This is a genomic window from Paenibacillus sp. J22R67 (assembly GCF_059692175.1).
The window spans coordinates 100,984-115,773 of the sequence record NZ_JCAUAX010000005.1 but is presented as its reverse complement, the minus strand read 5'-3'; the positions used below and the strand labels follow the sequence as shown (position 1 = coordinate 115,773).

The following is a 14,790-nucleotide window of genomic DNA, read 5'->3' as shown; positions in this document are numbered from 1 at the left end:
CATAATTGCGACTTCTTTTTGTTTTCGCAACCATATTAGAGATGATGACGTCTAATCATCTGTCAGATTAACTCGAAGATGAGGAGCTTTCGATTGAGAAACCGTACTTTATGGAAGTTGTTTACTGTTGTGCCGTTTCTAGCGGTAATGATCTTGATCGGAATTATACATACTGTGCTGCTGGCAAGAGAACAGGTCATGCCGTATGCAGAATCTTATGGACGGGCGACACCACTTCCGGAGCTCGCTACGCAAGCAGGTCCTGTTCAAATGATCGGCACGAAATCTTTCGCGTACAGATCCGGAGATGAACTGATCTATGTGAAAATAGACAACGAGGGACGGAGCAGTTCTGAAGTGCGGCCAGTGCCGGACGCGGAGCTTTTTCAGTCTTATCATCTCAGCGGTGAGGGAGAAGCTGTTTGGATCGGAGCAAGCAGCAATCTATATACGAGTGAATGGAAGAATGGGACTTGGTCACCGAAAAGAAAGCTGAATGAGACCGTGATGAACGGCGTTCAGGCCATACAGGGGCAAAATGGCAAAAAGGTACTGCTCGCGTATAACGAAGATGCGCTCTTTGTGGGAATTACGCAAGGCATGGATTCGCCGAATTGGATGAAGCTAAATACGAGTGGAATTAAACAAGTGCAAGGGTTTATGAACTCAGACGGTATGCTGTCCGTTGTTTATGCGACAAGTAGGGAAGGGAATTCCGCCCTGAACATGGTAAAGTTAGATACTGCGTCTGGAAAGACGGTCGTCATGGAAAAGCTTAAAGAACTGGAGCTAGTTAACAGGTATTTGGAGGATTTCACCCTATATGCGGACAAATCTTTACTCAGGGTTGCCTACACGATCAGCTCAGCTAAGTCAGGGAAGAGTACTTTGCAGATGCTCACATACCCGTGGGATCAACCTGCTAACATGCAAGACGAACGTATAGACCTTCCAAGCTCTGCGACTAGCGATTCTGATACGATCTTGCAGCCCGTTTTCTCTCAGACAGCTGCTGGGGAAGTCACACTTGTGGTTTCATCGGTTTATGAGAAAAATCGGCGCATGAACAGCCAAGAAGTGTATGAGTTAACCTTTAACGACGCTCAGCTAGCCTCATCGACAAAGATCAGCCAATTCGGCGGATTCGCTCAATATCCGAACCTTGCACAAGAGCAAGATATTCGCTTTGCTGTTTGGCTTGATCCGGTTAACGAAACGTCATACCGCGTCTATTATGCCACGGATCAACAGCCTTACCAGGAGAGGATGAACCGGCTCACGGCAGAAGACCTACGGACGGCTGCCGAGAATCTGCCGCTGCTCTGGGGGATTGGTCTTGTAACTTGGTTTCTTAGTTTGAAATGGATCTTCTTGCCGGGAATATATGTGCTGGTGCTCAGCGCTTTTTGGCAGCATCACTATGATTCCCGTCCGCGGCTGCACTTTATCGTATCACTTGGCATGTATCTGGGTGTTAAGGCGCTATTCATCAGCGATTACCGAAAGGCTACGGCGCTTCAGGTGATGCCGGACGCATTACAGCCTATTCTGGTCTACTTATGTATTCTGATTATCATGGCATTGCTTGCTTATTTCTGTACGCGGGTATGGAGAAAAGGGCTAGATGATCGTAATATTGGTTTGGAATTGTTTTATTTTGTGCTGCTGGATATCTTTATGACGAATTTATGGTACTCCTATTTTATGTCACCGGCTACTTTTTAAAACTTTCTTTGGCTCCGCTCAGAATAAACAAGGCTGCCACGTAAATATGTGGCAGCCTTGCTGCGTTAATTTTATCTGTTAAGTTCGGCGCATATAGGCGATTACCGTGATTGGTGCAAAGATTGCCACAATGACAATGGCTCCAATAAGGGAAATGGTGAGATCCCAACCAACCGTGCCTGTGTTGGCAAGTTGCCGTACGGCTGAGACGAGGTGTGAGATCGGATTGATGTTAACGAACCATTGAAGCCAGCCTGGCATAGTATCTACAGGAACGAACGCATTGGAAAGAAACGTAAGGGGGAACAGGACAAGCATCGATATCCCTTGTACACTAGATGCCGTACGGGCAATTACACCGAAGAAGGCGAAGATCCAGCTTATAGCCCAAGAGCAGAAGATGACAAGAAGCGCAGCGATAGCCACATGCCCCAATCCACCTTCAGGCCGATAGCCCATGATAAATCCCATCGAGAAAGTTAGAACAGTCGCAATGGTATACCGAATCGTGTCAGCCAAGAGTGCACCTGCGAGCGGCGCTATCCTTGCGATTGGCAGTGACTTAAATCGGTCGAAAACGCCCTTATCCATGTCCTCACGCAATTGGACGCCAGTGACGATGGAGGTCGTGATCACGGTCTGCACGAGGATCCCAGGAATAATGACGGGCAAATAACTCACCACGTCGCCTGAGATGGCACCACCGAATATGTAGGTAAACATCAGTGTGAAAATGATGGGCTGCAGCGTGACATCGAACAATTGTTCAGGCGTGCGCCGGATCTTCAGAAGCCCTCGATAAGCCATTGTTAGGGAGTTGCGCACCGATTGGCTGAGGCTGGTATGGTTTTTCAATTGACGCTCGGCTGGCGGTAGGATTGAATTGCTTCTCATACTCTTGCCTCCTGTTTGCTGGTGGATGCATCGGATGTCTGCTGAGAGTGATCCTGAACACTTTGACCCGTAATGGTTAAAAATACTTCGTCTAGCGTCGGTTTCTGCACACTCATCTCCGCCAAATGAATACCAGCTTCCCGCAGGGAAATAAGCAAGTCTGTTACAAGATCAGCGTTTGCCATCGGCGCAGTAATTTTCCCGGAAGTCACCGTAGGGTGCACCTTGAGCACTTGTTCAATGGTTCGGCAGGCTGCCTCGATATCTTGTGGATTATGAACGATTAATTGCAAGGATGAGGTGCCGACGGATGCTTTCAGTTCATCCACGGTTCCTTCGGCGACAACACGCCCACGATCGATAACCGCTACCCGGTCAGCAAGTTGATCGGCTTCTTCGAGGTATTGCGTTGTTAACAAGATGGTAGACCCTGTGTTCACCAACCGACGGATGGTATCCCACATTTGTGAACGTGTGCGTGGATCTAGACCTGTAGTAGGTTCATCCAGGAAAATAAGAGGGGGCTGCGCAATGAGGCTTGCCGCGAGATCGAGTCTCCGACGCATACCGCCGGAGAAGTTTTTCAATGGCCGTTTAGCGGCCTCTGTCAAGCCAAATTCCTCAAGCAATTCTTCTGTCTTGTTCCTTGCCTCTGCACGCCCTAGTCCCAGAAGCCGGGAGAAGATCATTAGGTTTTCTGTAGCGCTAAGTGACTCATCAACCGAAGCGTATTGGCCGGTTACCCCAATCAATTGACGGACAATCTGTGACTCTTTCACAACATCGTGGCCGAAAATTTTTGCCGATCCCCCGTCGGGTCGAAGCAACGTTGCCAGCATATTAATGGTAGTCGTCTTGCCAGCACCATTAGGTCCAAGCACGCCATAGATCGTGCCAGCGCGAACGTTCAAATCTACGCCGTCTACCGCGCGATTTTGACCAAAAGCTTTGAAGAGCCCCCGTGCTTCGACGGCCAAAACTTCAGAGTTTGGTTCTCTGTTTAACAGATCCAATGCCAATTCCTCCTACTTAATAAGTTACGTGGATTATATCTTGCATTTTTAAACTGAATATAAACGGAACTTACGGAATTGTTTAAAAAACCTGATTTAACTCCAATGGCAAGAAGGCATATTCACCATGATGAACAATCTTACCTTTGCGAACGGCTATGGGTTGTTTAAATAGAGGACCATCTATGACAGTGGTATGGAATTCACCACCCTCCCCACAGGGATCGATACCACGAGCTACAAGCTCCTCCACAAAAGCAAGGGTTAACGTTCGACCAAGATCATCTTCCTGCATCCCTAATGCTAAATTTACAGTTACAACGATCGAAACAAATCCTAAGTTAATGAATTCTTCAACGGTTTCACGGTGGTCCATTTCCCATAGTGGCATCCCAAGTTTTAATCCAGCAATGCTCGATACCTTGTCTTGCCAGCAACCATGGGCAGTCAACTCGAGGTCTCCCGTTACTAGAATTTGTGCTCCTTGTTTCTTAGCGTCTTCTAAAAGACGGATAAACACTTCTTCGTAATCAGCCCAACTTGCAGGCGCTGTGAACACAGGCAAACCTATAGATTCGGCTTGGGCACGGATAAGTTCGGGAGGTGTCCCATGAGATCGGGAACGTTTTCCTTCTTCTTCCAGCATGACGATGAGTCCAAGAGCTTTTCCTATTTTCATTGCTTGATATAGAGCTAAGACACTATCTTTTCCTCCGCTAAAAGAGGCGATAAATGCATGTCCGCGAGCACCATTTTTCCAGTCTACACCATCTGTCATTTCTATCATTCCCCTTTGTAAATGCCTAAGATTTCATTGCCTAATTCTATCATGAGTTTCCTGTGAACGGCATCTCAACGGTACTGCACTTATTTAATCATCTGGGTATCATATGGGCAATGTTAAAAGTACTGAAATGATCGCACAAAAAAGCTCTCAGGAATCAATTCCTAAGAGCTTTTTTTATCAGAATAAAATTAGATGGTTGTTAACGTACCGCCATCAATTACATATTCGCTTCCTGTAATAGAGGCTGCGCGATCGGAAACCAGGAAGGCGGCAAGTTCAGCCACTTCCTCGGGTAAGCCCGGACGTCCAATAGGAATGCCTCCGAGGGAACTCATCAGCTCTTCCATAGCGGCTTCGCGGCTTCCTGCTACTGTAGCGATACGGTCAATCATACGATCCGCCGCTTCTGTCTGAATGAAGCCCGGTGCTATCGTATTTATGCGAATTCCTTTCGGGGAGAATTCCTTGGATAAGCCCTTGCTGTAATTGGTCAGAGCTGCTTTAGATGCGGCATATGCTAATGTCGTTTCGTATAGTGGCATTTTACGCTGAATGGAGCTTACGTGAATGATAGCCGCTTTCCCTTGCTTGACCATTAGCGGTAACAAACCTCTGTCCAATCGTACAGCACCTAGAAGGTTCATATTCAAGGTTTCCATCCAGTCTTCCTCTGTTAATGCCAACGCACCACCTGGTGGAGTGGAGGCACCGCCAACCGTATTAATTAAGATGTCGATACCGCCGAGTTTCTCTTTCACTGCTTCAATTATAATTGCTGTGCCTTCCGGCTTCGTAATGTCTGCTTGAATGAAATGCACGTTGGGGATCTCGTAATCTGTTGGGATCGTACGTGCTGTAGTGAGCACAGTAGCTCCGGCTTCCGCCAGCCTTTTCACGATTGCATAGCCCATACCCTTCGTTCCGCCAGTTACTAGTGCGCGTTTTCCTTGAAATTCATGTTCATATGAAGATAGCTTCATTTTATAAATCCTCCTGTATATAAAATCTGATGTTGTGAACCTAGATCACATGTCTAAGCTTACGTCCGAATGAATCATAAGTCTAATTTATATTAATAATAGATTACATTACTTATATTCATGAAAAATGAGTCTCATTGCGTGCCGGGCTTGCTTCAATCATTAACAATATGTATGATAACAACAGTAATCATGAATATTATGAATTTAGGAGAAGCGATATGGAGCTTACGCAATTAGAGTATTTCTTGAAGGTTGCCCAGATCGAACATCTGACGAGAGCTGCAGAAGTTTTATCCGTGACGCAGCCTGCGCTAAGTCATTCCATCTCGAAGTTGGAAGCTGAGCTAGGCGTTCCGCTATTTGAACGGAAGGGGCGTAACCTGCAAATTAACCGATACGGTACCATGTTCGCGAAGCGAGTCGAGAAGATTTTGCAGGAGGTAGAGCGGGGGAAACAGGAAATCGAAGAATGTTCTAACCCTGAGTCAGGTATCATTTATCTCTCTTATTTAAATATATTAGGTGTTGGTTTGATTCCTCAGTTGATTCGCGAATACCAGAAAGCCAACCCCAAAATCACCTTCGAACTGACGCAAGGAGACAAGGGGGCGATTGTGGAGCAGGTAGAGAACGGCTTTTCGGATGTAATGATCACTTCAGAAAGACCTGTGAGCGACACTTATGAATGGGTGCCAATCCTTTCGCTGCCGTTGTATTTGGTGGTCTCTTTCGATCACCGGTTTGCGGATAGGGATTCAATCAGCTTAAAAGAAATTACAGGAGAGCCGTTCGTGGGCTTGAAACATAACTGCTCTTTAAGAGATTCGCTCCTTACCCGCGTCCATCACATGAATTTTACTCTTGCGTCCACCTACGATGCAGAGGATCTTCCAACGGTTGCAGGGTTCGTAGCAGCAGGTCTCGGCGTTTCCGTCTTGCCGAAAACATCCGGCTTGCATCTGGAGGGTCTGCGATGGATTCAGATTCAAGAGGAAGGATGGCGGTGGGAAGTCGGTCTGCATATGAAAAAAGACCGATTTCTGTCCCCGGCAACTCAGAAATTCGTCAGTTTTATTAAAGATAAGGCCGGCGCCTTCACCAACTGAAATCATCTCAGAACATAAATCAACCAGAAAGGGACCGGTAACTTGAATTTACTTTTCAAAACATCTAGCCCTAATCATGAGATTTCCGTTTACGACACTACGGAGCTATATGGTGAGAAGGGAAGTTTTCGCGTTTTAGAGTTTTCCAATAGTGCCATTCAAGGTGCTTTGGATTTGAATGATCCTACACGTATTCTATTTGAATATCCGCGAGCTATTATACATGCAATTGAATATAATATCCCGGACTTCGAGTACGCTTTTATCATCGGACATGGGATTGGAACCATAGCGGCTTATTTAACTGAGAAGCAATGCAAGGTGGCAGAACTAGATGAGACAGTGGTGGAGCTAAGCAGAAGGTTTTTTGGATACAGTAGGAATAATGTCAGCATTGGTGATGGCCGTCAAATTCTTGCAAATGAAGAGCAGCATGCTTATGATACAATCGTACTGGATGCCTTTACCGAAAAAGGAACGCCTACACATTTGATCTCCAAAGAATTTTTTGAAATTTGTAGGGAAAAACTCGATTCTTCGGGACTGATCATCATGAACCTGTTCGGTAAGGGTGAGAAAGACCAGCTTGTGAACGCTATTCATACTACGGTGAGTGAGGAATTTACCTATATGAAAGCCTTCTCTTTACCACAAGAAGGCGTAGGTGACCTACAAAATATCATTCTCATAGGAAGAAATGAGCCGATTAGGTTCCAAGCACGCCATATGGCAGGCTTTACAGAGATTGAACTCGGGCAAGGTTATATGATTCGGGACAAAGTCGCGAAATAATAAAAAAGGTGCAGTCCATGTGGTTAATGGACTGCACCTTTTTACTGTTCCTAACTCGTTCCCAGGCGATAGAACCGAGCTGAATTGATGACTCGATGTTCGATCGGCGATGTTCGGCCAAGCAGTTGCCATCCAGCCGCGGCGATAGCTTCCTCGTTGATCGCTTCATACATGAGTCGTCGTATGCCTTCTGCTGTACGAATGGCTACCAAGGCGTCCGGATTCGTTCGGCGGATTTGCTCAAGTACTTGGTCCTTTTGCGTAACAAGGCTTGCAATAAACACATGTTGGTAATTGGTATAATCGAATTCCGCACCATCTCCTAGTATGACTCGCACTTTATCGCTTAAGTTGATCCGTTCCATCATGAAACGTGCAGCCTCGCAAGCGTCCGGATCGATATCTATACAGATGACACTCACATGCCACCTCAGATGGAGCTGCATGGCACTAAGCGGTAATGGCCCGCTTCCAACGAATACGATAGGCGAAGTGATCTCTTCCGGCCGACTAATCCTGCGGAGTTGCTTCAACTCTTCGCCAACAAGACTTTCATAATTCCCCCAGTTTTTATATTGGAACAAGCTAGCTAATCCGAATTCAGGCTGATTGCAGAGGTGGCGCGAGTCGAACAACTCCATCTGATACTCGGCTTCTGACAGCTTGGCAAGTAATCCTTTCTGCAACGTGGCGACATCGTCATTCCCCATCACATACTTTACTTCTTCTGGTGTGTATGCTTGCCTGAGTGCCTCTGTGAAAATAGAAATCAGTTTCGTGATCGCGGAATTTGAAGGGGTCAGATTCGACTCCCGTTGAAGGACATCATAGGTCTCTTTTACAAGAGTTATCAAATCTGATATCCGCTTAGACGGCTCTGTTATAGAACAATATTCCATAAGCGTTTACCTCCTGTCCATTTCCGTACAATTGCTTGAACCCAATATATTCGATAAGTTGGTTATTTAGAAATTAAATTCTGCTCTGACGGAAAAGATGGGAAGGATTGTTTTATCGTAGTGGAGAAAATTTACAGGAGATGAATAAGCAAGGGGGTTGTCCATTGGAGGAAGAAATCATTATTAATTTGCTTATAGAACCACACGAAGTTCCAAGTTTAAGAGAAATGGTGGGGTGGGACGGTCGACATGCGGATTACCCGATGTTATTTGAGCGGTGTAACTTCTGGGCTGGACTTAGGGATTCAAAAGGTGAGCTTATTGCATTCGGTTATGTAGCAGGAATGGGCTTGCAACATGGCTATATGGAAGACATTATTGTGCATCCCCAATTTCAGAATAAGGGAATAGGTCAGGCCTTGGTAAAGAAATTGCTGCAAGAAGCAGAGCGCATCGGCTTAGAGATTGTAACCTTGACCTTTGATTCGAAGCATACTTCCTTCTACGAAGCGAGTGGATTTACCCCTTGTTTCGGAGGATTGTGGAGAAGACAGGACTAATTCTATAGGGGGTTAACGAATGAGTTTTCATGGAACCAACCCAATTTTATATACGATACCAGAGAGCTTTGAGAGTAAACGTTTGCTAATAAGAGCTCCCTTATGGGATGATGGCACGATGGTCAACGAAGCTATTAAAGAAAGTATTGATGAGTTGCGTGCCTGGATGCCGTGGGCCAGAAATATCCCCACTATTGAAGAGTCTGAAATCAACATCCGACGCGCTAGGTTGCTATTCTTAGATCGCTCTGATCTAAGATTACTCCTTTTTCTGAAGGAAACCGGTCAACTCATTGGCAGCAGTGGGTTACATCGAATTGATTGGGAGTCGCGTAAATTTGAAATTGGTTATTGGTTGCGTACACCTTTTGGCAATAACGGATATATGACTGAAGCAGTAGCAGCCATTACAAATTATGCTGTACAAGAGTTGCAAGCTAATAGAATTGAAATCCGGTGTGATGGACGAAACGTTAGAAGTGCACGAGTTGCTGAACGTTTAGGATTTACGTTGGAAGGAATCCTTCGACAAGATAAGTGCGCGGAAGACGGCTCTTTGCGAGATACGATGGTATTTTCTAAAGTTCGCGGTAGTGAGTTTTAGGAACGATAGCGGAGGGGTGGATGTTGTGGCGGGTATACGGTTGGCTACTGTACATGATGTTGAGCAGCTTGTACAGATGCGCTGGGACTTTACTGCGGAAGATCAGGATCTGAGTGCAATTAACTTTAAGGAGTTTCATCAGACTTGTAGTGGAGAAACATTGGTGAACAAGGTGGTTTGAATACAAGAACCTGCGGTGATAAACCGCAGGTTCTTGTTCCTTACAAGTTCAATTCGAACGCATTTTGATTAAGCCTTCATTTTGGATGTCTGTATGAAACTGAAGATCCATTTTCAGCTGAGGATAGTATTCTGTTCGCCAATGCTCCAATTCTTTTCTTGGAATTTTGGTTCGGAAACGCTGCCCAATTCCTAGAATGTCAGCTTCACTTTTTTGGATTTTCGAAAATAGGATTTGAAATCGCTCTGAAATTAGCGTTTCTAATTCTTGTAAGACTAACGATTGAGAAGGACTTCCTTTGGTTTCTAAGATAACGACTTTTAAGTTAATTCGAGTATTCATGTATGGTTTATTGTCAACAAACTCGGTATTATGTTTCATCGAATTACTAACAATTAAGACGCTCGCATGATCCATCACTTCAATTTTCCCCTGCGTGCTTTCTTTGTTGAAGGCATTATAAAGGAGAGTTTCGTCGGAGCTGATTTGCTGAACCATCGCCCCATTTTTAATAACAGCAGACCCGACATATTCACAAGGCGAATTTTGACCTGATTTTACAAGAGGGATCGCGATGTCATTGGTGTAGGAATAAATACTACGATAAATCTGCCAAATCTGTGCTCTTGCGATCTGCGGGTTCCATCCCGCATTTTTTTCGAAAAAGTCGTAAACAAAAGCTCCTTTGGGAACCGTAGTTTTGGTCTCACCAGATAAAAACTTGGAAATGTCTTCATCACATATCGCAACGTACGCTTTAAGTGAAATTTCCCCGTTTCTCATAAAGCCAGAGACAATATCTTTCATTCCCTGCTCAGCTACTTTTCTTTCAATAAGGATAACTTTAATGTGGAGTAAGTCGACTTGCTTTTCCTTATTCATACTGATCTTATCTACCGCTTGGCTTATTGTTTTCCCGGTCTGGCTGATCATCCTCAATTTTATCGTATTCTGATCGAGTTCAGGGGTTTGCAGCATGACTTTATACTCATCATCTTGTTTCGTAATCCCCATAACTAGTGGCAGAGTGCGATGGTTGATGTCCTTATTATCCCAACAACCGCTCAGAGTAACTACCAGACCTAGAGTCACGAGAATTTGTAATGTAAACTTAATTGAGTTCATGACCCACCTTCCTTTTAAAGCGCAACCCAAGATAATAGGTAGACAACGGAACCGTCATTAAAATAAAGAATCTTAATGGGGAGTTCCATAAAAAAAGTTTTTCTACCGCTTTCCAGTCGGGAATCATTAAACATAAAACAAAGATTAAAACTGAGAGAACGAATGTTAGATAGATCGGCTTAACCATGGGAATGCATTGACTAATGATGCGGTTGGTCTCCCAAAATGTTATTGCGATAAAAAGCATGCTGAAAGCGATCAGTGTGAGCAAGAAAAACATGGTGACTCTGTCGAACATGAGCCAAGAAATATTTAGTGTCTCTGCTACAACAACAAAGGGGAAATGAAGAGTTACAGCTGTCGCCTCTCCGAAAGTGAGAATAGGAATATAGACAGAGAAGATAAAGAAGGGGATAAGAACAGCTGCCGCGAGTAAAACTTTTTTTCTTTGATAAGTAATAGATGCCTGTACGAAGCCAAGAAACAAATATCCTCCTGTGAAGGCAAAAAAACTTTGTAAATACGAGCCTTTCGTTAAGAATGAGAAATTTTGTTCGAAAAGGGGAAAGGTGTAATTCCAATCAATGTTCTGTAAGGAAGTGAAGCAAATGATGAAAATCGAGGGCAGAAAAATAATACCTAGAAGAACCCCGGTACGTAATATCGTTTCAACACCTTTGGATGCTAGATACATGGACACAAAGACTAATAAGATCATGATTGACCATAGAGGGGTACTGGATAAAAAGATGATAACAATGACTTCTGAATAGGAGCGCACGGCTAGGATAGCTATTACAAATAAATACAGTGCCATTGGTGCAAGAAAAATGAGGGATACTCCTTTTCCAGCATTCGAATAGATACGAATAATGTCCCAGTTTGGAAAAAAACTCAGACCTTTCATATAAATCGAAATGACTACAAAATGCACAATAACCCCTACAAGAATAGGAATCCAATGCGCTGATTCTGTGCTTCCAATAATATTTTCCGGATACAAGAAAAAAATAAGCCCTAAATGAGTGAGTAAATACGTGATCATGATCGATGAGCTTTTATCCATTTTTAGTTCGGTCCTTTGCCAGATGAATTTGAATATAAGGTACTCCAAAAGTAGTTAGACTCGCTAAGTAGGCACATACTAAGACTAAACCTGCTAAGATGCCTAACACACCGTAGATCGCTGCTAAAATAACGATTAAGTATTTAAACAAACGAATCGAGAGCGAATTTTGAAATCCAACTACAGTTGAATTCGCGATTGTAGTAGCAGCGAGGATGATAATGATGAGGTTACTCACCAACTTGGCTGCAACGATAGCTTCCCCGAGTATAATTCCGCCTACCATGGTAAGCGTTGGGCCAATACTTTTGGGCAATCGCACGCTGGCTTCCAGAATTAATTCCAAAAGCACAAGAATCATAAGGATCTCAACGAGTGCAGGATATGGCACACCATCACGGCTTTGGGAGACAGCTAACGCAAGTTCAATTCTCAACACTTCAGGATTAACGGCTACAAGAGCAACGTATAGAGCAGGAATAATTAAAGTCATTAAGACGCCAGTTATACGTAATAATCGGATAGACAGCATTAGGGGCACCGGATAATTGCGATCATTTTCCATTGCGAACATATCCCATAACAAGCTTGGCAGCACAAGTGCAAAAGGTAATCGATCAACAAAAAGAACAACTTTGCCCATACGTAAGGAATGAGCAACCTCTTGGGGAAGTTCTGTTGTGTTAAATTTAGAGAAAGGTCCCCAGGCAGAAAAACCCATTGTTCTTGATAAGTTTTGTAAATTGTTAACATCCTTGTCCACATTCATTTCGAGTTGACGAACAATGTTATTTACCAATTCCATTTGAACATGGCTATCACTGTACAGTAACGAAATCTTTTTTTTCTCATCCTTGCCGACATAAAACGATTTGACTAAAAGATGATCTGTGCTTAATTGTTTTCTTACAAGTCCAACATTTTGCTCAATGTCTTCTACAAAGGAACTTAACGGTCCTTGAAGAACATTTTCATTCGTAGGAGGTTCAGTAAACCGATTGAGTAATTTAGGTATGGGCTGCGAAACAACAAACCGATTATATTTCGCGAAGTAGATAATTAATTTGCCCTGCACAATAGAAGAAATGACTACATTGATATCGTTCTCTTTCACTTCACCGAACAGGCTCATAAATTCATCCATTGTTTTACTAGCTGAATTAGCATGCTCGATGTAGACATGGATGGCTTCCCGAGACTCTGTTAAATCAATCATCGTATTAAAGCCCATTAAGATCACAGGGCTATTCATAAAATAATCCTGTTGAAGAAAGAAATCATCGTTATTCAGAAATTTTTTTGTGATTTCTTTTATAAGTGGATCCATTGTCCTGATTCTCCCTTATATTTCAAAACTTTTTGTTATATTTTCCCACCAGTTAGAAATATATACAAAGAAAATCAGCAAATGATATGATAAGACTTAAGTGAAAATTATCATAGTACATACATTAACGGTGCATAGTAACCAAAAAGTGATAATTAAGGGAGATGATCATTCAACCATGAGAACGTATTATTGTAACCTTGAGGTTACTTTAGAAATAATCGGAGGGAAGTGGAAGGGGCTTATTTTGTATCATTTGATAAAAGGCCCTAAACGGACAAGCGAGTTAAAGCGACTAATCCCTAATATTACTCAAAAAATGCTCATACAAACGCTTAGAGAGCTAGAGACGAGTGGACTTTTACATAGAGAGATGTATAAACAAGTGCCGCCGAAAGTCGAGTATTCAACGACAGAACTTGCTCAATCGCTCGAACCTGTTTTGAGTTCACTTTGTAATTGGGGTCAAAATTATGCAGAGCAATCATTCGCTCAGGATGAGTTCGAAATTTTGCATGTGGATTAAAAGGGTTTAAAAAGAGGGCTGTGCAAAAGTGATCCTCGGACAGAGAGCGAAACCCCGGGCATCCGAGGTGGGTAGGGCATGTAACGATGTTTTACATCGTTAGTGCATCCCCCGCGTGCTGCCCTCGTACTGTAATGATGTTTTTCATCGTTGCAGAAACGCAGCCCTTTCGTGCTTGGGTGACAGGTACCTCCACTTTACGAATGAACGTTTTGTTTCATGTAATTGAAAAAGAGGATGCCCCGCGCCATAATCATGGCTGTTGGGACATCCTCTTTGTTATTACACTTGTGCAGTTCCGCCATCCACGAATAGTTCAATGCCATTGACATAGCTGCTTTCGTCAGAGGCAAGGAACATGACAGCATTTGCAATTTCCTCAGGTGTTCCCACTCTGCCTAGCGGTGTAACCGTTTTGGCATGCTCAAGGACATTTTCAACCTCGGATCCGAATAAGTAATCATACGCCGGGGTATGAACAAATCCAGGACTTACGACGTTTACACGAATTTTAGTTCCTCTTAGGTCAAGAATCCAGTTGCGGATAAGCTGTCTAATCGCTGCCTTAGAGGCGCCATAGACACTGAACGACGGGTCGCCAATCGAACCAGCGGTAGAACCAGTCAGGATAATTGTACCTACTTTGTTAGGAAACAATGGTAATGCCTTTTGAACAGTAAAAATCGTGCCTTTTACATTGACATCAAAAGTTTTGTAGTAGTGCTCCTCCGTAATCTCTCCTAAAGGGAGTAATGAGCCGAGTCCTGCATTTGCAAACAGGATGTCCAAATGTCCTTTTTCCTGCTTAATCGTCTCGTACAATTTATCTAGATCCGCTAGATTAGAAACATCCCCTTGAACACCAGTAACATTTGCTCCAATTAAGTTCACCGCTGCATCGAGCTCGCTTTGTCTGCGTCCAGTTATATAAACGTGTGCACCTTCTTTGGCAAATTGCTGCGCTGCTGCAAGACCAATACCGCTTGTACCTCCAGTTACAACTGCCACTTTCCCATTAAATTTTCCCATGATATGATCTCCTTTTATATAGTAGTAAATGAATAGAGTAGGTTGATATAGACTTATTAAATAATTAATTACCTCCCACGAATGTTATTATGGATCAAAGGGATAAATAATAATAGTACCCACTTTAATGTGATATAGTAACTAAAAAGTGATAATTGTAAACTAATAGACTT

At 43.5% G+C, this 14,790-nt stretch carries 16 protein-coding genes; 7 read left to right on the top strand and 9 right to left on the bottom strand.

Annotated elements, in window-relative coordinates:
- The first annotated feature begins 93 nt into the window (after positions 1–93).
- Positions 94–1,725 carry a hypothetical protein gene (locus AC58VC_RS20555; RefSeq protein ID WP_497370766.1) on the top strand — a complete coding sequence of 544 codons (1,632 nt, stop codon included), beginning with the start codon at positions 94–96 and terminating at the stop codon, positions 1,723–1,725.
- 78 nt (positions 1,726–1,803) lie between these two features.
- On the opposite strand, the gene AC58VC_RS20550 is transcribed toward AC58VC_RS20555, so the two are convergent.
- From AC58VC_RS20550 to AC58VC_RS20535, 4 genes are all read right to left on the bottom strand, one after another.
- Complete coding sequence (locus AC58VC_RS20550; protein WP_497370764.1) at positions 1,804–2,619, bottom strand: ABC transporter permease; 816 nt, start codon at positions 2,617–2,619, stop codon at positions 1,804–1,806.
- Positions 2,616–3,632 (bottom strand): ATP-binding cassette domain-containing protein, encoded by a 1,017-nt coding sequence (locus tag AC58VC_RS20545; RefSeq protein ID WP_497370762.1) that lies wholly within the window; start codon positions 3,630–3,632, stop codon positions 2,616–2,618. Before AC58VC_RS20545 ends, AC58VC_RS20550 begins: the two co-directional genes overlap by 4 nt.
- 82 nt (positions 3,633–3,714) lie before the next feature.
- Positions 3,715–4,410 carry a Dph6-related ATP pyrophosphatase gene (locus AC58VC_RS20540; protein WP_497370760.1) on the bottom strand — a complete coding sequence of 232 codons (696 nt, stop codon included), beginning with the start codon at positions 4,408–4,410 and terminating at the stop codon, positions 3,715–3,717.
- Between the two features lie 197 nt (positions 4,411–4,607).
- Positions 4,608–5,399 carry an SDR family oxidoreductase gene (locus tag AC58VC_RS20535; RefSeq protein WP_497370758.1) on the bottom strand — a complete coding sequence of 264 codons (792 nt, stop codon included), beginning with the start codon at positions 5,397–5,399 and terminating at the stop codon, positions 4,608–4,610.
- Between the two features lie 221 nt (positions 5,400–5,620).
- Between AC58VC_RS20535 and AC58VC_RS20530 the strand changes: the two genes are divergently transcribed.
- Positions 5,621–6,508, top strand: coding sequence for a LysR family transcriptional regulator (locus AC58VC_RS20530; RefSeq protein WP_497370756.1), 888 nt, complete (start codon positions 5,621–5,623; stop codon positions 6,506–6,508).
- A gap of 42 nt (positions 6,509–6,550) precedes the next feature.
- On the top strand, positions 6,551–7,300 hold the full coding sequence (locus AC58VC_RS20525; protein ID WP_497370754.1) for a spermidine synthase: 750 nt from the start codon (positions 6,551–6,553) through the stop codon (positions 7,298–7,300).
- A gap of 50 nt (positions 7,301–7,350) precedes the next feature.
- On the opposite strand, the gene AC58VC_RS20520 is transcribed toward AC58VC_RS20525, so the two are convergent.
- On the bottom strand, positions 7,351–8,199 hold the full coding sequence (locus AC58VC_RS20520; protein WP_497370752.1) for a nicotianamine synthase family protein: 849 nt from the start codon (positions 8,197–8,199) through the stop codon (positions 7,351–7,353).
- A 164-nt stretch (positions 8,200–8,363) separates the two neighbouring features.
- Between AC58VC_RS20520 and AC58VC_RS20515 the strand changes: the two genes are divergently transcribed.
- Genes AC58VC_RS20515 through AC58VC_RS20505 form a run of 3 tightly spaced genes read left to right on the top strand, consistent with a single transcriptional unit; the run spans position 8,364 to position 9,544 of the window.
- Positions 8,364–8,759: a GNAT family N-acetyltransferase gene (locus AC58VC_RS20515; RefSeq protein WP_497370750.1), complete on the top strand. Its 396-nt coding sequence runs from the start codon at positions 8,364–8,366 to the stop codon at positions 8,757–8,759.
- A 19-nt stretch (positions 8,760–8,778) separates the two neighbouring features.
- Positions 8,779–9,363: a GNAT family N-acetyltransferase gene (locus AC58VC_RS20510; RefSeq protein ID WP_497370748.1), complete on the top strand. Its 585-nt coding sequence runs from the start codon at positions 8,779–8,781 to the stop codon at positions 9,361–9,363.
- Between the two features lie 25 nt (positions 9,364–9,388).
- On the top strand, positions 9,389–9,544 hold the full coding sequence (locus tag AC58VC_RS20505) for a hypothetical protein (RefSeq protein ID WP_497370746.1): 156 nt from the start codon (positions 9,389–9,391) through the stop codon (positions 9,542–9,544).
- 48 nt (positions 9,545–9,592) lie between these two features.
- On the opposite strand, the gene AC58VC_RS20500 is transcribed toward AC58VC_RS20505, so the two are convergent.
- The 3 genes from AC58VC_RS20500 to AC58VC_RS20490 are packed head-to-tail and all read right to left on the bottom strand — an operon-like array spanning position 9,593 to position 13,062.
- The gene (locus AC58VC_RS20500) at positions 9,593–10,669 is read right to left on the bottom strand and encodes a Ger(x)C family spore germination protein (RefSeq protein ID WP_497370744.1); all 1,077 of its coding nucleotides are present in this window, start codon (positions 10,667–10,669) and stop codon (positions 9,593–9,595) included.
- A complete protein-coding gene (locus AC58VC_RS20495; protein ID WP_497370742.1) occupies positions 10,656–11,735 on the bottom strand; it encodes a GerAB/ArcD/ProY family transporter in 1,080 nt (359 codons plus the stop codon). The genes AC58VC_RS20500 and AC58VC_RS20495 overlap by 14 nt, the downstream gene beginning before the upstream one ends.
- On the bottom strand, positions 11,728–13,062 hold the full coding sequence (locus tag AC58VC_RS20490) for a spore germination protein (RefSeq protein WP_497370740.1): 1,335 nt from the start codon (positions 13,060–13,062) through the stop codon (positions 11,728–11,730). Before AC58VC_RS20490 ends, AC58VC_RS20495 begins: the two co-directional genes overlap by 8 nt.
- A 178-nt stretch (positions 13,063–13,240) precedes the next feature.
- Between AC58VC_RS20490 and AC58VC_RS20485 the strand changes: the two genes are divergently transcribed.
- Positions 13,241–13,588: a winged helix-turn-helix transcriptional regulator gene (locus tag AC58VC_RS20485; protein ID WP_497370738.1), complete on the top strand. Its 348-nt coding sequence runs from the start codon at positions 13,241–13,243 to the stop codon at positions 13,586–13,588.
- 282 nt (positions 13,589–13,870) lie between these two features.
- Here the strand turns inward: AC58VC_RS20485 and AC58VC_RS20480 are convergent, their stop codons facing one another.
- Positions 13,871–14,617: an SDR family NAD(P)-dependent oxidoreductase gene (locus AC58VC_RS20480; protein WP_497370736.1), complete on the bottom strand. Its 747-nt coding sequence runs from the start codon at positions 14,615–14,617 to the stop codon at positions 13,871–13,873.
- Positions 14,618–14,790: the final 173 nt, after the last annotated feature.